Origin of the sequence: Silvibacterium acidisoli (assembly GCA_022870745.1) — a bacterium.
GTDB lineage: Bacteria > Acidobacteriota > Terriglobia > Terriglobales > Acidobacteriaceae > Silvibacterium.
In genome coordinates this window covers 2,639,566-2,659,390 of record CP085323.1, presented here as the reverse complement: position 1 = coordinate 2,659,390, position 19,825 = coordinate 2,639,566, and the positions used below count along the sequence as shown (strand labels likewise).

Below are 19,825 nucleotides of genomic sequence, written 5' to 3'. Positions count from 1 at the left end.
AAATGCACGTTACTTAGTAAACCGCAATCAAGAAAGAAAACCCTTTTCCTCGGATGGTCGTGAGATGCAAAATCGGCTCCGGATGTCGTCTGGACGACGTTGTTTCTACTCGTACTGGTATTGGATTCCCTGATTGCCCATTCGGGAGCAGAACCCGATAGAAATATATCGGGTTCTAATAGGAGTCGACAAACGGCCTTCTAGCGATGTTTCTTCCTGCGCACAGGGGGGTGGTGTCTTTTGGTGCGCTCCGGTTTCGTTTTGGAACTCGGAGCGGTCTTTGCCACTGCCGGAGTGGCAGCAGCAGGGCCACCGACCCGCTTCACCAGCACACCTTCCATACGGTAACTCTCGGAGTCGAACTTCGCGGGACGAGTCGCTCCCGAAGCGGGATCGATGGAGACGTCGTCGCCATCGGCGACCTTGAAGCTGAAAGTCGGTTCGGTCTGTCCGTTGAAAACGTCAGAGCCGACGGTCACCGGCAGATAGCCTTCCAGGTTGCGATCCCGGAAGGCCGTCTCGTAGCGATGCTTCCGCGTATTCCATGTAAAGACACGCACCTGGTCGAAGTCGTAGGGCAGCCCATCTTTCCAGGAATTCAGCAGCACAACGTACTCCGGCGCCTTCTTATCAGGAAAATTCGAGTCCGGGTCGTTGACTGTCGTAAGCCGGTAGGCTCCCACATAACGCTGGCCTTCGGCCAGGCCGGAGATTTCGTCAGGGATATCGATGTCGATCATCCGGGACAGGACCCATCCCGCATTCCCTTGTCCATCCCGCACCAGCCACCAGTCCTGCATGGGCGGCCCCGCGGGCGCCTGCGGCTGTTGGCTTTGCTTCCCTTTTTTCGCAACCGGTAAAGGCTTATCTATCGGTTTAGGAACAGGAACAGCCTGCGCAGGAACGGGCTTCTCGACCGAAGCGCGCACCAGCATCTGCAATTTCGCATTTTCCGAAAGCAGGAGATACCTGTCTGTCTTGCGACCCGGTGCAACGTGCAGGTATGAGTCGTCTCGCAGCGTGCCGGTGGCGATCAACGCGTCGTGCGCGTGCTGCTGCTTCAAAGCCTCGAACTGATCGAAGACCTGCTGCGTGATCACGGCATGCTCGTCAACCCAGCCGACCTCGTTCTTCTCGGTCTTGACTTTGAAAAATCTGCGGTTGTGCTCGAGCACCGCAAGGCGCTGGCCGTTGGTCACCTCGGCAACACGGTTTGAAACCGCGGCCAGCCGGTCGCGCAGGAAAGTACCCTTGGCCGAGACATATACGTAGTCCTGCTTCGGCTTGGGTACGAAGCGTCCGCAGCCGCCGACGAAGACGAGTGCAAGCAGAAAACCTGGAAGTGCGCGCCTGGCAGAAGAAAGCATGATGTCTACAGCAAAACGATGCGGCGAAGCCCGTGCATTATGCGCACTATCTTCGCCTGTGATTCAAGAATAGCATCGGTAAAACGCGCCCCTGCCTGCATATGCCTCAGGATTGACGTGCTCGAACCCAATTGGGAAACGGACTCAGTTCAAGGCCACTACAGCGGCCGGCCCGGCTGGATCGGTATCAGTCGCGATGCTCTTGAACGATGTCAAAGCGCCACCGGTTCCGATGGTGAAGAACTGGAGATCAGGGTTGCCGCCTTCCGACACGACGCCGATGTAGGTGTGGCTGCTGTCTTCAGCCAGATCCACGGGCTGTGTCCCGGCGGAAAACGGCGATCCGCTGATGGCGGTCAGTGCTCCGCTGGTCTTGTTGAAACTCCAGCCGCTGATATTGTTCGACCCGATATTCGCCGTGTACACATAGGCTCCGGTGTAGTCGAAGATGATGCCCTGAGGTCCTGTTCCCGCGGCAAAGGGCGAGCCTGAAACTTCTGTCAGCGCTCCGGTGCTGGCATTGATCGAGAGCACTCGCACGGTGCCGGCACCAACCTCGGAGACGAGCAGGAAGGCGCCACTGGGATCGACGACAATGCCTTCGTCCGAATACTGATTGCCTTTCGTCTTGAGCACAAGGTTGTTGGTGCTGAGAGTTCCGGAAGTCGGATTGAAGGTAAGAGCCTGTACGCCGCCGGTGCCAAGCGACACATACATCAGATTTCCAGCCGGGTTGAAGGCGATGTGATTCGGGCTGCCGCCGGCGAGAGTGAGCGGCTGCCCCTGCGGTGTCAAAGCTCCGTTGCTCGTATTGATCGCGAAAACATACGCGGCCGGCGTAGGATCGACCGCGATAAGCCACTTCCCTGAAGGATCGACCTTAAGAGCCGTGGCGCTGACCACCGCCGCCGCGCTGCCACCCAGTCCAACGCTCAGCACGCCGCCATTGCCGACCGTGAAGGCGTAGATGGTACCTTCGAGGCTGCCGGAATATACAAGCCCGTTGCTCGGAGTCACGGCCAGCGAAGAGGGTATGGACGCCAGAACGATAGGAGATCCCGAAAGCGTGCTGACGCCGGAACTCGATACCGTGAATTCCGAAACAGAGCTGGTGGTCGCATTCGCCACATAAAATGCCGAACCGCCGGTCGTGGTGCCGCCCCCGCCACTTGTCTGCTTCACAAAAAACTTGCCGCAGCCGGTTGCAGACAGCGCGAGGACCAATGGTGCGAAGCGGATCAGGACCGAAATAGACTTTCGTACGTTCATGCAGACTCAATCTTACTCGCGCCTGTTTGCGTGCGACGCACTAGTAAGACGATTCCCTGGCGGGTTTTGTTCGGAAAAAGAAAAGCCCGCCGTTGGCGGGCTTTGCAGTACTTACACCGCAACCGGTTCGGCAACCGCGACGCGTTCGGCGTCTAGAACCACTCCGATGGCGTGAACGACCGAGGCCAGGCGGACAACGGCGAGGATAATCTCTTCGGTCACACCCTTGTCGCGAATGACCTTCTCGTGCGAATCGATGCACTTGCCGCAGCCGTTGAGAGCTGAAACCGCCAGCGACCAAAGCTCGAAGTCGATGTGGTCGGCACCGTGGGTGCGCATGCCGTTCATGCGCAGACGGGCAGGCAGCGTGGCGTACTTCTCGTTCGAAGAGAGGTGCAGGAAGCGGTAAAAGATGTTGTTCATGCCCATGAGGGCGGCAGCGGTCTTCGCTGCTTCGATGGTCTGCGCATCCACGTGCTTTGCCGCTTCTTCAAGCAGTGCCGGGGTCAGGGATTCGCTGCGGGTCGCAAGCGCGGAGGCGACGACGGTGCCCCAGAGCTGCGAGGGGGAAAGCTCGGTGTTCTGACGAACCAGGGTGGAGTAGTTCAGCTTCAGGTCCTTGGCATACGCCGGAAGACCGTCAATCAAAGTGTCGATCGACATGATTCAATCCTTTCTTGAAACGGTGCTGGCAAAACAGGCCAGCGGAATCCGCTGGCCTGCCTGGGAAAGCATCAACTGCTTACGCGTTGATGGTGGCTTCGCCCTTCTGCCAGTTGCAGGGGCAGAGCTCGTCGGTCTGAAGCGCATCGAGTACGCGCAGAACTTCCTGCGGATTGCGGCCAACCGAGAGGTCGGTGACGTAAACGAAGCGGATGATGTTCTCCTGGTCAACGATGAAGGTGGCGCGCTGGGCAACGCCGGCGTTCACGTCGAGGATGCCAAGCTGCTCGCAGAGATCGCGCTTGATGTCGGAGAGCATGGGGAAGGGCAGATCCTTCAGATCGGCATGGTTGTTGCGCCACGCCAGGTGCACGAACTCGGAGTCGGTGCTGCCGCCCAGAACCTGGCAGTCGCGGTCGGCGAACTCGGTGTTGATCTTGCCGAAAGCAGCGATCTCGGTCGGGCAGACGAAGGTGAAGTCCTTGGGCCAGAAGAAGTAAACCTTCCACTTGCCGGGGAAGCTCTGCTCGGTGATGGTTTCAAAAGCCTTGTCTTTGTCGGTGCTTACGACTGCGGTCACGGAAAACGAAGGGAACTTCTCGCCTACTGTCAGCATGTATGACTCCTGTATGAAGGTGGAATATGACAAAAAAGGATGAAGGGATTAAGACAGGCTTGCCTGCTTTTGCTGGCATTCCACGCAAAGGCCCAGAACCTCTACGGAGAAACGTTCGGGCAGGAACTTGTTCGGAAGACTTTGTCCTCGCGACGAGAGCAGAAACTCATCGGCGTCAATATCGGTGATCGACTTGCACTGTGTGCACACGAGGTGGTGATGAGAGTGCGCGTTCGTCTCCACGCGCAGCGAGCCATGGTGCAGACTCACTTCGCGGAAGATTCCGCTCTCGATGAAGGTATGGATGTTCTTGTAGACGGTCGCCAGCGAGATTGCCGGGATCCGCTCCTTCACCCGCAGGTACACCTCTTCCGGGCTGGGATGCCCGTGCATCGCGCACAGCTCCTCGTATACAACCTGGCGCTGGTGGGTAACTGCGATTCCGGCGCTGTCACACAGTGCACGGAACTGATTGGCGTCGGAAACTGTCATCGTCAAGAGCTATTAAACGATAATAGTTATTAAAAGTCAACTCTTATCAAACTTTAGGCCGGATCGTTTGAGGCGGGGACGTAAGTCAAACGAACCAGATTCCCGGCGATCAGATCGTTGCCCACGAGACGGAGCGGTGGCGGCGGGACAGCAAAGAACGGCGTGCCACGACCGAGAACAACGGGGTGGACGTATAGCCGGTATTCATCAATCAGTCCGAGACTGGTCAGGCTTCCCGCCAGTTCCGGCCCGGCCACGTCGATCTCACCTGACAGCTGAGCTTTGAGCCCGCGTATTGCTTCCTCGAAATCATTTTGGATGAGCGTGGCGTTGGGGCCGACCGACTCTAACGAACGCGACACGACCCATTTGTGCTTGCTCCGCCAGGCAGCCGCGAAATCATGGTCGTCCGCGTCCCAGTCAGGAAGGTCGTCATCCCAATAGCGCATGATTTCGTATATGCGGCGACCGTAAACCATACAGGTCAGACCGCGTACAGCCTCGATGAAGTGTCGGAATGCGGCCGGATCGGGCGGACCGATTTCCCGGTGATCGACATATCCGTCGAGGGACTGGTTCATTGCGAAGACGAGCTTTGCCATGCTGCGAAACCTCCGCCTCAGATTTGTGAAAGCGTGGAAACCGGTACCTAGTTCGGCAGTTCTGTGTCGCTTTTTCCGCTGCGGCGGACATGGAAGCGTTCGTCGATCGGCTGGCGACCGCGGAAACCGGCGTCGATGGTGTGCCAGTGGGTGATGCGGGTTTCGCCGAGCTTCCAGCAGAGCAGGACGATTTCGCCGTCGAGGAAGCAGGGGAAGTCGAGCAGACCGGAGTCGAGGTCTTTCACCTGCACACCGATGGCGTCGATCTCGGCGACCGAATCCTTTGCCGCCTGAACGTGCGTGTTGAGCGCAGTACGGTCGCGGGCGACGGTGGTGACATCGACGAAGTAACCGCCAGAGAGAAAGATCTTCCGGGCGAGCTCCTGCAGGCGGCCCTCGATCACTTCGACAGCACGCTTGGCATCGACAGCGCGCTTGATCAGCGATTCGAGGACCGGCAGCAGGGATTGCGCCTCGTCCAGGGTGAACGTTCTGGTTTCGAAGTCATCCATTAAGAAGCTGCCTTGACCTCCAGCATACGGTCGAGCGCGACGCGCGCCCAGTGCTTTATGTCGTCGCGAACCTTAATCCGGTTGACGACGCGTCCTTCAACGAGATTTTCGAGCGCCCATGCCAGGTGCTGAGGGCTGATGCGGTACATGGTAGTGCAGAGGCACCCTGTATCGTCGAGGGTAATAATTTTCTTCCCCAGCGGAGCGAACTGCTTCGCCAGGCGGTTGACCAGGTGAATTTCCGTTCCGATGGCGAACATGGAGCCTTCGGGAGCCTCGGTTACCAGCTGGATCAGGCGCTCGGTCGAGCCGGTGGCGTCGGCCTTCTGGCATACCTCCCAGCGGCACTCCGGATGCACGATGACCTGGATGCCGGGGTACTTGGCGCGAACGTTGTCGGCATGCTGCGGCAGGAAGCGCTGGTGGACCGAGCAATGGCCTTTCCAGAGAATGACGCGGGCGGCGCGCAGGCGCTCGGGAGAAATGCCTCCGCCGATCTGGTAGGGGTCGAAGACCACCATCTCGCTCATGGGGATGTCCATGGCGAAGGCGGTATTGCGGCCGAGGTGCTGATCGGGCAGGAAAAGAATCTTCTCTGCGCGCTTAAAAGCCCATTCAAAGGCCTGCCGCGCGTTGGACGAGGTGCAGACCAGTCCACCGCGCTCGCCGCAAAAGGCTTTGATGGCGGCCGTCGAATTCATGTAGGTCAGCGGAAGGACGTCGCCGGGCTTGAGGCCGGCGGCCATCAGGGTATCCCAGCAATTTTCGACCTGGCTGATCTCGGCCATGTCGGCCATGGAACAGCCGGCATTCAGATCGGGCAGGATGACCTGCTGCTCGGGGCGGCCGATGACGTCGGCGCTTTCTGCCATGAAGTGAACACCGCAGAAGACGAGGTATTCCGCCGAGGTTTCGGCGGCGATCTTCGAAAGCTTGTAGGAATCGCCGGTGTGGTCGGCGAAACGGATAATTTCGTCGCGCTGGTAATGGTGGCCGAGCAGAACGGTGCTGGCGCCAAGCTTCTTACGGGCTGCGGCGATACGCTCATCCATGCTGTGATCGGGCAGGGAGAGATAATTTTCAAGCGAGCAGCTGTCGGCCTCGCTAACCTGTTCCAAGACAGGGGATTCTAAGACATCAAGTACGCTCATTGGTCCTTCCGCTCTCAGTCCCTGGGCATTGGCGCTTCAGGACGGGGATGTTGAAAGCAAATCAGAGCTGCAGCCGACTCACTGTGGCAGTGCCACCCAGCCGACGGGGATGTTGCAGCTTGTTACATTCCGCACATTCAATGGATGCTCCGTGGGGGAGCCGGTCGCAAAAAACAGCGCCCGGCAAGGCCTTCCATTGCAATTAGTTTAATACAACTGTAATTGACGGACGGGGCGGCATCCGGTGAGCATGGCTGCCTCGTACCTGCATTGAATCCGGCGTATTTTGCTCTATTTGTTAGGCGGGTGCGGCGCAGGTATCATGACAAACAATGCATTTTGCTGACTCCATCATTATCTTTCTGATTGCGCTCGTTCTTTTCGGGCCAAAGCGCCTGCCGGAGATCGGAAAGCAGATCGGTAAGCTGCTGGCGGAGTTCCGGCGCGCCTCAAACGACTTCAAGATGCAGATCGACGAAGAGCTGCGTGCTGCTGAACAGCAGGAGCGCCAGAAACGGCTGGAAGAGGCGACGGAAAAGGCAACGGCCGAGATGGCGATCCACGACGCGAAGGTCGCGCAGGAGCAGGCACAGCTTCCGGCTGACACGTCCGCCGCCACCGAAACGACTCCGCAGATCATGCCACCCTCGACCGGCGAGACGGTCAGCGCTTCGTCTCCTTATTCCCCCGTGACCCCACCGGAACTCCCTCCGGCCAAGACCGACGAGGCTGTCGAAGCGGCAAAGACGGAACCAGAGAGTGAGCAGGCCCCGATTCATGGCTGATGACGATGATGACCTTGTAACTCGCGCCCGGTCGGCGGTGAGCGAACGAGCCGAACTGCCGGGCATGAGCCTTCTCGAGCACCTCGAGGAACTGCGCCGCCGCCTGATCCATTCCGCTATCTACATTGTGGTCGCATTCTTCGTGGCGTACTACTTCCACGAGCGCATCTACGCGGCGATGCAGAAGCCGATTACCTTCGCGCTGGCGAAGCACCACCTGCCGACGCAGCTGATCATTCATAACCCGATTGACGGCTTCAACATGTACCTGAAGATCAGCTTCATGGGCGGCTGCATTCTTGCGGCTCCCTTTGTGCTGTACCAGGTGTGGCTGTTCATTTCGCCGGGACTGTACAAGAACGAGAAGAAGTACGTGACGCCGTTCATGGCGGCGACGGTTACGCTTTTCCTCGGCGGTGCCTATTTCGGTTATCGCTGGGTGTTTCCGGGTTCGCTCGATTTTCTGTTCGCGTACAGCCACGAGTTTCGACCACTGATCGAAGTCAATGAATACACTGACCTGTTCCTGACGGTGATTCTGGGCCTGGGCATAACGTTTGAACTGCCGATTGTGGTGCTGTTTCTTTCGCTCTTCGGTATTGTGAGCCCGAAGTTTTTGTGGAAGAACATCCGTTATGCGGTGCTGATTATCTTCATCATCGCGGCGATTATTACGCCGACTCCGGACCCGCTGACGATGTTTGTGTTCGCGGCTCCGCTGCTGGCTTTGTACCTGATCAGCATCGGCGTGTCGTTCATGGTGCATCCGGCGCGGCGACGGAAGTTGCGGGAAGAGGCTTCGTAGGTCTCAGGGGCTAAAGCCCCGTTCTTTGCGCTGGAGATGGCACGGCTGAAGCCGTGCCCTGATACAGAGCGGCTGATTGTGGGTTCGTTCAACGTTTCAGGCTTGCACCCACCCTTGACTAGAATCCGTCATGGATGGGGCACCCGGCACCTTGGCTCCTTTCAGCTTTCATGGCAGGGCTAAAGCCCTGCCCTACCTTTCTTCGGCGAGATCGAGGATATTGCGCCGTTTGGATCGTATTTAAACTCTGATATTGCTATGACCCACATTTTTGCCGGCGCATCGTTAAGCTACTGGATCGCATTTCACGTGATTGTCGTCGTGCTGCTTGTCGTCGACCTGATCGTGCTGCAGCGCAAGGGCGGCGGCGGATCGATCCGTGCGGCGTGGGGATGGACGGCCGTGGTCGCGGCGCTGGCCTTCTGCTTTGCGCTTTTTCTTTCGCAGACGCAGGGCAAGCAGCCGGCATTGGAGTTCCTCTCGGGCTATCTTGTTGAGGGCTCGCTCAGCGTGGATAACCTTTTCGTTTTCCTGCTGATGTTTCGCACGCTCAAGCTGAACAGCCACCAGCAACACCACGTGCTGCTGTGGGGCATTCTTGGGGCGATTGTGATGCGTGCGCTGTTTATCGTTGCCGGGACTTCCCTGCTCATGCGATTCGCATGGGTCGAATATGTTTTCGGCGCGTTTCTGCTCTATGCGGCAGTCAAGCTGATGCAGCCGGCGAAGCACGACTCTTCCTCGGGCCTGCTGCGCTGGCTGCAGTCGCGCAGCGTGGATGGGGCAGGCGGAAAGATCCCGATGTCGTCGTTTCTGATGATCGTGCTGGCGGTCGAGGCGACCGACCTGATCTTCGCGCTGGACTCGATTCCCGCGGTGCTGGCAATTACGCGCGATACATTCGTGGTTTACACCTCGAATATCTTTGCGATCCTGGGCTTGCGGTCGCTGTACTTTGCGTTGTCGAATGCGCTCGATAAGCTGCGACTGCTGCACTACGGACTGGCGGTGATCCTGGCGTTTGTGGGACTGAAGATGATCGCGTCACACTGGATCGAGATCCCGGTGACGTGGTCGCTGCTCTTCATCGTTGCAGTGCTGGGAGCCTTCACGGCGGCCAGCTTACTGACCGCTCCGAAGGAATCACAGCCTAAACGATCGGTCCAAAGCTGACTTCGCTACCCTCGATAAGCGAGTGCTGCTGGCCGTATTGCTGATCGTTACGCTCAGGAAAATCGTTGCGATAGTGTGCGCCACGGCTTTCGAGCCTTGCCTGGGCGGCGAGAACGATGAGGCTGGCGACTGTATAGATATTGGCGAACTCCACCAGTTCGCGGGTGGGTGTTTTCACGGCCTGCATCGCCACCTGATCCAGAAGCGTCCGCATCGCATTCAGGCCTTCAGCGTCACGCAGCAAGCCTGCATCCTGCCACATTTTCTGTCGCAATTCTCTTAACGCTTCGGCCTCATCCATCACAAATGGCGTGAAGAGCACAGGTGCAGAGGCTGCCTGCGGAGCCGGGGGCGCTGCGTTCCGCATGGCTTTTGCGGCGCGTGCTCCGAAGACCAGCCCTTCGAGCAGCGAGTTGCTGGCGAGCCGGTTGGCTCCGTGGACGCCGGTGCAGGCGGCTTCTCCTGCGGCGTAAAGGCGCTTGAGGTTTGTCTCGCCATTGAGGTTGGTGCGGACGCCGCCCATCAGGTAGTGCGCTGCCGGGCGAATCGGAATCATATCTGTCGCCAGGCTCAGGCCGTGCTGTGCGAGGAATCGCGAGATACCGGGAAAGCGCTTCGTGAAGTCGAGACCGGTAACGTGGCGCATGTCGAGATAGACAGGCAGCGAGGTGTTGTCAGGGCCGAAGCCTTCGCGGGTGATGGCGCGTGCGACGACGTCGCGTGGAGCTAGTTCAAGCAGCGGATGGTAGCGCTCCATGAAGCGCTCGCCCTCGCTGTTACGCAGGTACGCGCCTTCGCCGCGCAGGGCTTCCGATAGCAGGAAGCGCGGGACGCCGGGCAGGCTGAGCGCGGTGGGATGGAACTGGTAGAACTCCATGTCGGCGATGACTGCGCCGGCGCGCCAGGCCATGGCGATACCATCTCCGGTGGCTACGGCGGGATTGGTTGTGTCGCTGTATACCTGTCCTGCTCCGCCACTGGTGAGCAGCGTGGCGCGGGCGTTTACCGCGTGGAGTGTGCCTTCGCGATCAAGATATGTCGCCCCGGTGACTTCACCATTGCTGGCGATGAGGTCGACGGTGGTTGCCCATTCGACGAGCGCGATCTGCGGGTGCGACTTCGCGTGGGCGAGCAGGGAGCGGCCGATTTCGGCGCCGGTGGCATCTCCGTTGGCGTGCAGGATGCGGTTGCGGCTGTGGGCGGCCTCGCGGGTGAGCATGAGCTGGCCGTTTTCGCGGTCGAAGCCGGTGCCCCAGGCGAGAAGTTCTTCGACGCGCAAGGGACCTTCGCTGACGAGAACTTCTGCTGCAGCGCGATCGACGAGGCCATCGCCGGCGGCTATCGTGTCTTCGAGATGCAGGGCGATGTCTTCTTCACCGCCGAGGGCCACGGCGATGCCGCCCTGCGCGTAGCTGGTGTTCGATTCGCCGAGAGCTTCCTTGGTGAGAACGAGAACGCGGCCGGATTCGGCGAGTTCGATGGCTGCGCGCAGGCCTGCGATGCCAGCGCCTACGATCAGGAAATCAGTATCCACTGCTACGGCCATAACATTTGAGATTAGCAGATGGGGCGGTCAGCTTTGTTTCTTCAGCTGACCGGCTTTCAGCGATAAAGCCGCCGGCGAGGCGGACTAAGTGCTTGGGCTTCGATACGATAGAGATGTGAAGACGATCAAGGTAAAGACTGCGTCGGCCAGCTATCCGGTGCATGTGGGCAGCGGGCTGGTTGCGAAGCTGGGGCGTGAGGCAGAGAAACTCTTGCGTGCTCCGGCTGCGAAGATTTTCCTGCTGACCTCGCCTGAAATCTGGGCGCTCTGGGGTAAGACGGTTGCGAAGTCGTTTGCTGCCGCGAGGCAGCCGAATGTGCTGTTCCTTGCTCCGGGTGAGACGCATAAGCGGATGGGGCAGATTGAGCGGCTGGCCAATGCGATGGCCGAGGCGGGTGCGGATCGTTCTTCCCTGCTGATTGCTCTTGGCGGCGGCATTATCGGCGACATGGGTGGCTTTCTTGCGGCGATCTACATGCGCGGTATCGATTACGTGCAGGTTCCGACGACGCTGCTGGCGCAGGTGGATTCCTCTGTCGGCGGCAAGACGGGCGCGAACCTTGTGGCTGGCAAGAACCTGATCGGCAGTTTCCACCATCCGAAGTTTGTCTTTGCCGACGCGGGCGTGCTGAAGACACTGCCCGAGCGCGAAGTGCGAGCCGGGCTCTACGAGAGCATCAAGGCCGGCATTATTCGCGATGCGGGTCTGTTCCGCTTTCTTGAGAAGAATCACGAGGCTGTGCTTGGCGGCGATGCTGCGATGGAGCGCGTGATCAGTGCGTCGATCAAGATGAAGGCCGAGGTTGTGGGCATCGACGAGCGCGAGTCAGGATTGCGGATGATTCTGAATTACGGCCACACCATTGGGCATGCCATTGAAGCTGCGACGCAATACAAGAAGATGCTGCATGGCGAGGCCGTGGGCTGGGGCATGCTGGCGGCGACGGAGATCAGCCGCAGGCGCGGCCTGCTTACCGACAAAGACGCGGGACGTATTGTGGATGTGATCCATGCCTATGGTCCGCTGCCGCGTTTTCGCACCAGCGTGGCCGCGCTGCTCGATGCGGCAGGACGCGACAAGAAGAACAAGGCCGGGCTGCGGCGCTTTGTGCTGGCCGATGGCATCGGCAAGGCTGTTGTGGTTGAAAACGTAACCGAGGCCGAGATGACGGGCGCATGCGAACTGATTCTGAACGAGGCACGCAGTTGAGCGCGAGAGCCAGTACGCATGCGGCGACGGGCGCGAGTCCTGCGGAGGGCTTCGATGAGAGGAGCTCCGCGGCGGCGATCCAGGAGATGTTTAACAGCATCGCTCCACGCTATGACCTGCTGAACCATGTGCTGTCGTGCAACATTGACCGGCTGTGGTGGTGGAAGGCTGCGCGGCGTTTTCGTCATGTACTGGCCAGGCCCGATGCGCAGGTGCTGGATATCTGCTGCGGCACCGGCGATATGACGCTGGCGCTGCTGAAGCGGCGTCCGGCGAAGGGCGCTCCGGTGATTGCGGCGGATTTTTCGCACGCCATGTTGTCGCGTGGAGCGGAGAAGCTGCGTGGGCATAATGCTGTCGTGGTCGAGGCCGATGCTTTGCATCTGCCGATCGCTCCGGGCTCGCTGGCTCTGGTGACGAGCGCCTTCGGTTTTCGCAATCTTGCGAATTATGAAGCGGGACTGCGGGAGTTTCATCGCGTGCTGGGCGACGGCGGCGAGTTGGGCATTCTCGACTTCAGCGAACCGGGCGGGATGCTGGGCAAGCTGTATGCGTTTTACTTCCGGCGCGTGCTGCCGGCGATCGGATCGCGCATCTCCGGTATGGGCAGCGCGTACAAGTATCTGCCTTCGTCGGTCGAACGCTTTCCTGCTCCGGACCAGATGCTGGAGCGGATGCGTGCGTGCGGATATGAAGACGTGTCGTGGACGCCGTACAGTTTTGGCATCGCGGGGCTTTACCGCGGAGTGAAACGCAGGGTGTAGGCTGGGGAAACGATGACGCAGGCAACGGCGGAAGATCCGATGATCGAGGGCAGCACAGAGAAGCGGGCAGCGGCATTCCTGTCAGTTTCCGCGGCCTGCGGCATCACGATTCTCAAGGTTGTAGTCGGCGTGCTTACCGGGTCGCTGGGTATGCTCTCTGACGCGGCGCACTCGGGTGTGGACCTGATCGGCGCCGGCCTGACGATGATCTCGGTCCGCATCTCGGACAAGCCCGCGGACGACGATCACTCCTACGGACACGGTAAAGTCGAGAACCTCTCCGGCTTCGTCGAAACATTCCTGATGGTCGCCTCGAGCGTGTGGATTACCGCCGAGGCCATCCTGCGCATCTTTATTCATCCGGTTGCGGTGAAGCAAAGCATCTGGCCGTTCCTGGTGCTGGCGCTTTCAATCACCGTGGACTTTACGCGGTCTCGTAAATTGAAAGCCGTGGCCGAGAAGTATCACAGCGATGCACTCGCCGCGAACGCTTTGCATTTCGCTTCCGATATCTGGTCGAGCTGCGCCGTGCTTCTCGGCCTTGGAGCCACGTGGCTGGGCAACTCGGCGATCGGCGTGAAGATGCATCTGGGCTGGCTGCACTTTGCCGATCCGATTGCTGCTATCGTCGTCTCGATCCTCATCCTGCACTTTGCGTGGAAGCTGGCGTGGCGCACGATCTGGGCGCTGACGGATGCGATTCCCAGCGAGACGCGCTACCGGGTGCTTTCAGAGCTGGAGCAGACCGATGGCGTGCTGTCCGTCGACCAGGCACGCATTCGCCGCGCCGGCAGCTCTTACTTTGCGGACTTTACGCTTTCTCTCTCGCGGCAACTTACCTTTCAACGCACGGAAGATCTGGTGAAGGAAGCTACGGCGGCGGTGCATCGCGTGCTGCCGGGTGCGGACGTGGTGATTCACACCGTGCCGCGTTCGTCGAGCACAGAAAGCGTCTTCGACAAGGTGCGCGGTGTTGCCATGCGCAACAACGTGCTGCTGCACGATGTGAGCGTGCAGTCGTATCACGACGCTCTGCGCATCGAGCAGCATATTGAAGTCGACGAGAAGATGCCGCTCATCGATGCGCACAAATTCGTCCGCGACATCGAAGACCAGATTCGCCGCGAGCTACCGCAGGTGACGTCCGTGCTGACGCACATCGAGAGCGAGCCTGCAACCATCGAGCGTCCGCAGAGCATGAAGCATGACCGCAAGCTGGAGAGCCATCTGCGACATGCGGCTTCGGGCCTGCCGCAGATCATCGATATTCATGAAGTCGTGACGTCCCGCTTCGGCGACAAGGTCCAGGTTTCATGCCATTGCACGCTGCCCGATGAGTTGTCGATGCGCGACGTACACGAAGTTATCACCGAACTGGAAGACCGCTTCAAGGTGGAATGCCCGGAGGTTTACCGCGTGCTCATCCATCCCGAACCGGCTACAGATAATCAACATCACTGAGGACATTATGATCGCCAGCGCAGAGTGGAAAGAAGGCAAGCTGTTTACAGGCCGTTCGGAGAGCGGCCACGAGATCCTGTTCGACGCAACCAGCGAGCATGCTGCGGGGCCTAGCCCGATGGAAGCGGTGCTCGCCGCATTGTGCGCCTGCACTTCGGTCGATGTGGTAAGCATTCTCGAGAAGAAGCGTGAGCCTATTACCGGACTTACGGTGTCTGCGACAGCGGAGCAGCCCGCGGAGGCTCCGCGCGTCTTCACGAAGATTCATCTGGTGTATCGCGTTCGCGGCAAAGTGAGCGAGAAAGCTGCTGAAGATGCAGTCGCGCTCTCGAAGAACAAGTACTGCTCGGTCTCGCTGATGCTGGAGAAGTCGGTCGAGATCAGCTACGCCATCGAGTACGCCGGCTGATGCTGAGAGGCTTCCAATTTGTGCTGGTGGTGCTGATGCTCGCCATGCTGGCGCTGCTTTCGGCGATCACCACTATGCACTTTGCGATTCACGGCGCGGAGGTGAAGGTTCCTGACCTCCGCGGCCTCACCATCACCGACGCTACGCGCAAGGCGGCTTCGCTGGGGCTGAACATGTCTGTCGAAAACCGCTACTACAGCGTGGACATTCCGGAAGGGCACGTTCTCAACCAGTCTCCTGCTGCAGGAACTGTTGTGCGGCGCGAGTGGCATCTGCGCCTCACAGAGAGCATCGGGCCGCAGAAGGTTGCGATTCCCTCCCTTACAGGAGTCGATCAGCGCGTGTCCTCGATCCAGGTGCGGCGTGCCGGTCTGGAGTTGGGTTCGGTGGTGGAGATGCCTTATGCCTATGCTGCTCCGGGCACGGTGATCGCGCAGAATCCCGCGCCGGGAGCGGCGGGCGTGGAGCGGCCGAGCGTGAGCCTGCTGGTAGCTGCCCCGCCGACGGCGAATACCACCGGTTTGGTGATGCCGGATCTTACGGGGCAGCTCTTTTCGAATGCAGCCCTTGCGGTAACGCATGCGGGCTTGAAGCTGGAGCCGGTGCATACGGTGCAGGCTGCTGTGCCTGCGGTTGGAGATGCTAACTCTGCTGCTCCGCCTAAGCCCCCGGTACAGATCGGGGCTGTCATCAGCCAGAAGCCGCTGCCGGGTAGCCGGGTGGATGCTTCTACGCCTGTCGAGTTGACGGTGGCTGAATAGCTGGCAACCAGCCTGGTAGCGGTCAGTCGTTAGCTTTGGTGCGGTTAGCTTTTTAGCCTTTGCGCTTCAGTCTTGCGGCGAAGAAGCCGTCGCAGTTCTGCATGCCTGGGATGGTGCGGAGCTTGCCTTTGATGAGTGCGGACTGTTTGAGTTTGCTGAGCCCTTCGGTGTGAATTCTTCCTGCCGATGCGAGCTTTTCTGCCTGCTCTTCGAGCGAGGCGAGCTCGAAGGCTGGGTTCGATTTGAGAAACGTATCTATGACGGTTTCGTTTTCCTCGGGCTCGAGCGAGCAGGTGGAGTAGAGGAGCGATCCGTTTTCGGCGACGCCTGCGGCGGCTGCGTTGAGGATCTTCAACTGGCGGCTCTGCTGGCGGAGAATATCGTCTTCGTCGAGGCGATAACGGATCTCTGGGTTGCGGCCGATGGTTCCGGTGCCGGAGCAGGGCGCGTCGCAAAGGATGAGGTCGTAGACGGGTTCTGGATGCGCCTGCGTAGCGTCGCAGACTTCGAAGATCATCTTCTCCTGCTCGCCGAGGAGGCGCTTCATGGCCGCCATGCGCGCTTTGCTGATCTCCCATGCGGTGATGTGAGCCTGAGGGTTGCGCTCGGCCAGGATGGCTGTTTTGCCTCCCGGTGCGGCGCAGGTATCGAGGATGTTGTTTCCAGTTCCAGCGAGTTCGGCGACGAGTTGCGAGGCTTCTTCCTGGATGCGGATCTGGCCGGTGCGCAGTGCGCGGCTGCGCAACACGTCTCCGGAGACGATGCGGCGGGCACTGGTGAGAAATTCGCCGGGAGCGGTTTCGATGCCGTCTTCTGCCAGCGTCGCTTCTGCTTCCGGATGCAGCAGGCGGATGGAGAGGAAGGATGGCTCCTGGTCTGCGCGGCAGATCGCGGCGGCGGCGGCAAAGCCGAAGAACTGCTTCCAGCGGCTGACCATCCATTCAGGATGCGCGAAGAGGTTGGCGAGCTGGGTGACGTTCTTTGCTTCAGGCTGTGACTGCGAACGCGGCAGCGCCGACACCTTGCGGAGTACGGCATTCACCATGCGGGAGGCGTGCACTTCGCCGGCCTGTTTGGCCAGCTCCACGCTTTCCCCGATGGCTGCGTAGGCGGGGATGCGATCGAGGTGGAGCAGCTGGTACGCGCCCAGCAACAGCGCCATCTCGACTGCGAGCGGCACGTCGGCGTCGGGACGCGCCAGGAAGCTGCGAATCTGCGCGTCGAGGCGAGGCTGCCAGCGCAGCACTCCCAGGACGAGCGTTGTGGTGAGTGCGCGATCGGGAGGGCTGAGGCGGTTGACTTCTGCTCCACCGAGCAGGTCGTCGCTGTGCGCATTGGACGATGCTACTTCAGTCAGGATGCGAAAGGCGGCGGAGCGTGCCGGCGCGATGCTTGGTCCGGTCACTGGCCGAGCCTGTCGCCTGTCTTTAGCTGGTAGCCGCGCAGGAAGTCTGCCGCAGGCATGCGCTTCTTGCCTTCGAGCTGCACTTCGATCAGCTCGATTGCGGTACCTTGACCGCAGCCGACGATGAGTTTTCCGCTGGCGACATTCATCGTGCCGGGTTCTACTGAGGCCTGCTCTACTGGCTTGAGTTGATGCACAGTGAGCTTCTTGCCGTTCATCATGGTCCATGCTCCGGGCCAGGGCTGGAAGCCGCGCCAGCGGTTGTAGATGGTGGCGGCAGACTGGCTGAAATCGATGCGGGCATCGTCGCGGGTGAGAATGGGCGCGTGCGTGGCGAGTGAATCGTCCTGCTTCTGCGCCTGGAGTGTGCCTGCTTCGAGACCGGCGAGGGTTTCGACCATGAGCCCTGCGCCCATCTCCGCCAGCAGCGGATAGACGTCGGCCGAGGTCTGATCGGGACCGACTGCAAGTTCGCGCTGCAGCAGCATGTCGCCGGTATCGAGGCCTTCGTCGATGCGCATGGTGGTGTTGCCGGTGACGGTTTCGCCGCTGGCAACGGCCCACTGGATGGGCGCGGCTCCGCGGTATTTCGGCAGCAGCGATCCGTGCAGGTTGATGTTGCCGTGACGCGGCAGATCGAGCATCCACTTTGGAATAATGCGTCCGTAGGCGACGACCAGGATTGCATCGGGCGCGATGGCCTCAAGCTGCGCGCGGAACTCGGCGTTGGTCTTGATCTTCTCCGGTTGCGCGACGGGCACGCCCGCTTCGATGGCTGCCAGCTTTACGGGCGGAGCGGTCATCTCGGCGGTGCGCCCGACCGGGCGATCGGGCTGCGTGACGGCGAGCGCGATGTGGTGCCCTGCGTCGAGCACGGCCTTGAAGGTCGGGACGGCGAAGGCCGGGGTCCCGCAAAAAACCAAATTCATGGAACGCCCTCCTTCTGAACGCCCTACCTTTTCCGTTCTACCAGTCGCCAGCCTTGATCAGCTTGCGGATGCGGCGCAGAATGAGGTCGCGCTTGAGGCCGCTGACCCGCTTGAAGAAGAGCACGCCGTCGAGGTGATCGATTTCATGCTGGAAGGCGCGGGCCAGTAGCTCTTCGCCATCCATCTCGAACCACTCGCCTTTTACGTCCTGTGCGCGCACGGTGACCTTGGCGGCGCGCGCTACCTTCTCGCGAATGTCGGGCAGGCTGAGGCAGCCTTCTTCCTCGTACTGCTTACCTTCGCGGGTTATGATCTCGGGATTGATGAGGACGATCTTGTCTTCGGGATCTTCCTTGAAGCTGAGATCGATCACGGTGATGCGCTTCGACACGCCTACCTGAGGCGCGGCCAGGCCGATGCCCTTGGCCTCGTACATCGACTCGAACATGTCATCGACAAACTTTGCCAGCTTGTCGTCGAACTCGGTGACGGGCTCGGCTGTTTTTTCGAGAACCGGGTCGGGGTATTTGACGATCTCCATCACCATGGTCAGTACGCCCGAATCTGCTCAAGATAGCTGTCGAAATTGCGCTTGAGCTCGCGGAGCGAATCGCCACCGAATTTTTCCAACAGGAGACGGCTGAAGGCCAGCGCGACCATCGCTTCGGCTGCTACTCCCGCGGCCGGAACCACGCAGACGTCGCTGCGTTCGTAGGCCGCCTTGGTCACCTCGCGGGTATCGAAGCGGACCGACTCAAGCGGACGGCGCAGCGTGGAGATGGGCTTGAGGTAGCCGCGAACGACGATCTCTTCGCCGTTCGAGATACCGCCCTCGATGCCGCCTGCATTGTTGCGCTCGCGGGTGAAGCGGGTGTGTGCGCCGTCTACGAGCGAATCCGCGTAGCCGATGGCATCGTGAACCTGCGAGCCGAGGGATTCCGCTGCGGTCACGCCACGGCCAATCTCTACGGCCTTCACCGCCTGCAGCGACATGACGGCCTGGGCGAGAATGCCGTCGAGGCGCTCGTCCCAGTTGGAGTGCGTGCCGATTCCGGCGGGCGCTCCGTGAATAATCACTTCAAAGATGCCGCCGATGGAGTCGCCGGTGCGCAGGGCGATGTCCACTTCGGCCTTCATGCGCGCTTCGGACTCTTCGTCGACGCAGCCGAGCATGACTTCTTCCTTGTCGCGCAGCCTGCTGATCTCTTCCCACGAGGCTTCGCGTGTGAGCTCGGCGCGGCCGACGCGAGTGACGTGGCTGGCGACGTCGATGCCCAACTCAAGCAGCAGGGCCTTGGCGACGGCTCCGGCGGCGACGCGGGCCGCGGTCTCGCGGGCGGAGGCGCGCTCGAGCACGTAGCGGGCGTCGGGGAAATCGTACTTCAGTGCTCCGGCGAGGTCGGCGTGGCCCGGGCGCGGAGAGGCTACGGCCTTGTGCTTCGCAGGGTCGCCGGTTTCGACGGGCAGGCTCTCGGTCCAGTTCTTCCAGTCGCGGTTGGCGATCTCCATGGCGATGGGCGAGCCGATGGTCTTGCCGTGGCGGACGCCGGAGAGAAAGTGCGCGGTGTCCTGCTCGATGCGCATGCGTCCGCCGCGGGCGTAACCCTGCTGGCGGCGCCAGAGCTCGCGGTTGATCTTCGCGTTGTCGATGGGAACGCCGGCGGGCATTCCGGAGACCATCGCGATCAGGCTCTCGCCGTGCGACTCTCCTGCGGTAGAAAAACGTAACATACGTGCTTTAGCCTGCGTTTTCTTGGGTTTGTTTCTAATTGTTTATTTTAGATCAATCGCGGGGGTGGGGTTCGGGGGTGGTCTAGTGTTTGAACGGCTTCACCGCTAAGGGCGCCAAGTTCCGCTCAGAAAGGCCGCAAAGTTTTTCAGGTCTTACTTTGGAGTTGTTGATTT

General features: G+C 60.2%; 21 protein-coding genes. 8 read left to right on the top strand and 13 right to left on the bottom strand.

Features of this window, described 5'->3' with window-relative positions:
• Positions 1–200: 200 nt before the first annotated feature.
• The 8 genes from LJD29_RS11175 to nadA form a co-directional block, all read right to left on the bottom strand.
• Positions 201–1,367 carry an SH3 domain-containing protein gene (locus LJD29_RS11175; protein ID WP_446745839.1) on the bottom strand — a complete coding sequence of 389 codons (1,167 nt, stop codon included), beginning with the start codon at positions 1,365–1,367 and terminating at the stop codon, positions 201–203.
• A gap of 144 nt (positions 1,368–1,511) precedes the next feature.
• Positions 1,512–2,636, bottom strand: coding sequence for a lactonase family protein (locus LJD29_RS11170; RefSeq protein WP_446745838.1), 1,125 nt, complete (start codon positions 2,634–2,636; stop codon positions 1,512–1,514).
• Between the two features lie 111 nt (positions 2,637–2,747).
• On the bottom strand, positions 2,748–3,299 hold the full coding sequence (gene ahpD, locus LJD29_RS11165) for an alkylhydroperoxidase, AhpD family (protein ID WP_446745837.1): 552 nt from the start codon (positions 3,297–3,299) through the stop codon (positions 2,748–2,750).
• Between the two features lie 79 nt (positions 3,300–3,378).
• Positions 3,379–3,915 (bottom strand): peroxiredoxin, encoded by a 537-nt coding sequence (locus tag LJD29_RS11160; protein ID WP_446745836.1) that lies wholly within the window; start codon positions 3,913–3,915, stop codon positions 3,379–3,381.
• 48 nt (positions 3,916–3,963) lie between these two features.
• Entirely contained in the window at positions 3,964–4,407 is a 444-nt protein-coding gene (locus tag LJD29_RS11155) for a Fur family transcriptional regulator (protein WP_446745835.1), read from the bottom strand.
• A 53-nt stretch (positions 4,408–4,460) separates the two neighbouring features.
• Positions 4,461–5,009: a dihydrofolate reductase family protein gene (locus LJD29_RS11150; RefSeq protein ID WP_446745834.1), complete on the bottom strand. Its 549-nt coding sequence runs from the start codon at positions 5,007–5,009 to the stop codon at positions 4,461–4,463.
• 47 nt (positions 5,010–5,056) lie between these two features.
• Entirely contained in the window at positions 5,057–5,521 is a 465-nt protein-coding gene (locus LJD29_RS11145) for a DUF2203 domain-containing protein (protein WP_446745833.1), read from the bottom strand.
• Positions 5,521–6,639, bottom strand: coding sequence for a quinolinate synthase NadA (gene nadA, locus LJD29_RS11140; protein ID WP_446745832.1), 1,119 nt, complete (start codon positions 6,637–6,639; stop codon positions 5,521–5,523). The genes LJD29_RS11145 and nadA overlap by 1 nt, the downstream gene beginning before the upstream one ends.
• A gap of 365 nt (positions 6,640–7,004) precedes the next feature.
• Between nadA and LJD29_RS11135 the strand changes: the two genes are divergently transcribed.
• From LJD29_RS11135 to LJD29_RS11125, 3 genes are all read left to right on the top strand, one after another.
• Entirely contained in the window at positions 7,005–7,457 is a 453-nt protein-coding gene (locus tag LJD29_RS11135) for a twin-arginine translocase TatA/TatE family subunit (protein WP_446745831.1), read from the top strand.
• Positions 7,450–8,262, top strand: coding sequence for a twin-arginine translocase subunit TatC (gene tatC, locus LJD29_RS11130; RefSeq protein WP_446745830.1), 813 nt, complete (start codon positions 7,450–7,452; stop codon positions 8,260–8,262). The genes LJD29_RS11135 and tatC overlap by 8 nt, the downstream gene beginning before the upstream one ends.
• A 258-nt stretch (positions 8,263–8,520) precedes the next feature.
• Complete coding sequence (locus LJD29_RS11125; RefSeq protein ID WP_446745829.1) at positions 8,521–9,435, top strand: TerC/Alx family metal homeostasis membrane protein; 915 nt, start codon at positions 8,521–8,523, stop codon at positions 9,433–9,435.
• Here the strand turns inward: LJD29_RS11125 and LJD29_RS11120 are convergent.
• Positions 9,413–10,981 (bottom strand): L-aspartate oxidase, encoded by a 1,569-nt coding sequence (locus LJD29_RS11120; protein ID WP_446745828.1) that lies wholly within the window; start codon positions 10,979–10,981, stop codon positions 9,413–9,415. The genes LJD29_RS11125 and LJD29_RS11120 overlap by 23 nt on opposite strands.
• Before the next feature lie 115 nt (positions 10,982–11,096).
• On the opposite strand from LJD29_RS11120, the gene aroB reads away from it, so the two are divergent.
• Genes aroB through LJD29_RS11095 form a run of 5 tightly spaced genes read left to right on the top strand, consistent with a single transcriptional unit; the run spans position 11,097 to position 15,586 of the window.
• Positions 11,097–12,191, top strand: a complete 1,095-nt coding sequence (gene aroB, locus LJD29_RS11115) for a 3-dehydroquinate synthase (protein ID WP_446745827.1) — start codon at positions 11,097–11,099, stop codon at positions 12,189–12,191.
• A complete protein-coding gene (locus LJD29_RS11110; RefSeq protein WP_446745826.1) occupies positions 12,158–12,955 on the top strand; it encodes a ubiquinone/menaquinone biosynthesis methyltransferase in 798 nt (265 codons plus the stop codon). Before aroB ends, LJD29_RS11110 begins: the two co-directional genes overlap by 34 nt.
• A gap of 12 nt (positions 12,956–12,967) precedes the next feature.
• Complete coding sequence (locus LJD29_RS11105; RefSeq protein WP_446745825.1) at positions 12,968–14,416, top strand: cation-efflux pump; 1,449 nt, start codon at positions 12,968–12,970, stop codon at positions 14,414–14,416.
• Between the two features lie 7 nt (positions 14,417–14,423).
• Complete coding sequence (locus LJD29_RS11100; RefSeq protein ID WP_446745824.1) at positions 14,424–14,825, top strand: OsmC family protein; 402 nt, start codon at positions 14,424–14,426, stop codon at positions 14,823–14,825.
• A complete protein-coding gene (locus LJD29_RS11095; protein ID WP_446745823.1) occupies positions 14,825–15,586 on the top strand; it encodes a PASTA domain-containing protein in 762 nt (253 codons plus the stop codon). Before LJD29_RS11100 ends, LJD29_RS11095 begins: the two co-directional genes overlap by 1 nt.
• A 52-nt stretch (positions 15,587–15,638) precedes the next feature.
• On the opposite strand, the gene rsmB is transcribed toward LJD29_RS11095, so the two are convergent.
• From rsmB to aroC, 4 genes are read right to left on the bottom strand one after another with little or no spacing between them, the layout of a single operon-like run.
• Positions 15,639–16,991, bottom strand: coding sequence for a 16S rRNA (cytosine(967)-C(5))-methyltransferase RsmB (gene rsmB, locus LJD29_RS11090; RefSeq protein ID WP_446745822.1), 1,353 nt, complete (start codon positions 16,989–16,991; stop codon positions 15,639–15,641).
• The gene (gene fmt, locus LJD29_RS11085) at positions 16,988–17,920 is read right to left on the bottom strand and encodes a methionyl-tRNA formyltransferase (RefSeq protein ID WP_446745821.1); all 933 of its coding nucleotides are present in this window, start codon (positions 17,918–17,920) and stop codon (positions 16,988–16,990) included. The genes rsmB and fmt overlap by 4 nt, the downstream gene beginning before the upstream one ends.
• Before the next feature lie 37 nt (positions 17,921–17,957).
• Positions 17,958–18,467, bottom strand: coding sequence for a peptide deformylase (gene def / locus LJD29_RS11080; RefSeq protein WP_446745820.1), 510 nt, complete (start codon positions 18,465–18,467; stop codon positions 17,958–17,960).
• Between the two features lie 2 nt (positions 18,468–18,469).
• The gene (gene aroC / locus LJD29_RS11075) at positions 18,470–19,651 is read right to left on the bottom strand and encodes a chorismate synthase (protein WP_446745819.1); all 1,182 of its coding nucleotides are present in this window, start codon (positions 19,649–19,651) and stop codon (positions 18,470–18,472) included.
• Between the last annotated feature and the right edge of the window lie 174 nt (positions 19,652–19,825).

Bases quoted from the DNA above. Each gene is read 5' to 3' on its own strand.
- LJD29_RS11175 (WP_446745839.1), bottom strand. From the start codon at position 1,367: ATGCTTTCTTCTGCCAGGCGCGCACTTCCAGGTTTTCTGCTTGCACTC.
- LJD29_RS11170 (WP_446745838.1), bottom strand. From the start codon at position 2,636: ATGAACGTACGAAAGTCTATTTCGGTCCTGATCCGCTTCGCACCATTG.
- ahpD (WP_446745837.1), bottom strand. From the start codon at position 3,299: ATGTCGATCGACACTTTGATTGACGGTCTTCCGGCGTATGCCAAGGAC.
- LJD29_RS11160 (WP_446745836.1), bottom strand. From the start codon at position 3,915: ATGCTGACAGTAGGCGAGAAGTTCCCTTCGTTTTCCGTGACCGCAGTC.
- LJD29_RS11155 (WP_446745835.1), bottom strand. From the start codon at position 4,407: ATGACAGTTTCCGACGCCAATCAGTTCCGTGCACTGTGTGACAGCGCC.
- LJD29_RS11150 (WP_446745834.1), bottom strand. From the start codon at position 5,009: ATGGCAAAGCTCGTCTTCGCAATGAACCAGTCCCTCGACGGATATGTC.
- LJD29_RS11145 (WP_446745833.1), bottom strand. From the start codon at position 5,521: ATGGATGACTTCGAAACCAGAACGTTCACCCTGGACGAGGCGCAATCC.
- LJD29_RS11135 (WP_446745831.1), top strand. From the start codon at position 7,005: ATGCATTTTGCTGACTCCATCATTATCTTTCTGATTGCGCTCGTTCTT.
- tatC (WP_446745830.1), top strand. From the start codon at position 7,450: ATGGCTGATGACGATGATGACCTTGTAACTCGCGCCCGGTCGGCGGTG.
- LJD29_RS11125 (WP_446745829.1), top strand. From the start codon at position 8,521: ATGACCCACATTTTTGCCGGCGCATCGTTAAGCTACTGGATCGCATTT.
- LJD29_RS11120 (WP_446745828.1), bottom strand. From the start codon at position 10,981: ATGGCCGTAGCAGTGGATACTGATTTCCTGATCGTAGGCGCTGGCATC.
- LJD29_RS11110 (WP_446745826.1), top strand. From the start codon at position 12,158: ATGCGAACTGATTCTGAACGAGGCACGCAGTTGAGCGCGAGAGCCAGT.
- LJD29_RS11105 (WP_446745825.1), top strand. From the start codon at position 12,968: ATGACGCAGGCAACGGCGGAAGATCCGATGATCGAGGGCAGCACAGAG.
- LJD29_RS11100 (WP_446745824.1), top strand. From the start codon at position 14,424: ATGATCGCCAGCGCAGAGTGGAAAGAAGGCAAGCTGTTTACAGGCCGT.
- LJD29_RS11095 (WP_446745823.1), top strand. From the start codon at position 14,825: ATGCTGAGAGGCTTCCAATTTGTGCTGGTGGTGCTGATGCTCGCCATG.
- fmt (WP_446745821.1), bottom strand. From the start codon at position 17,920: ATGAATTTGGTTTTTTGCGGGACCCCGGCCTTCGCCGTCCCGACCTTC.
- def (WP_446745820.1), bottom strand. From the start codon at position 18,467: ATGGTGATGGAGATCGTCAAATACCCCGACCCGGTTCTCGAAAAAACA.
- aroC (WP_446745819.1), bottom strand. From the start codon at position 19,651: ATGTTACGTTTTTCTACCGCAGGAGAGTCGCACGGCGAGAGCCTGATC.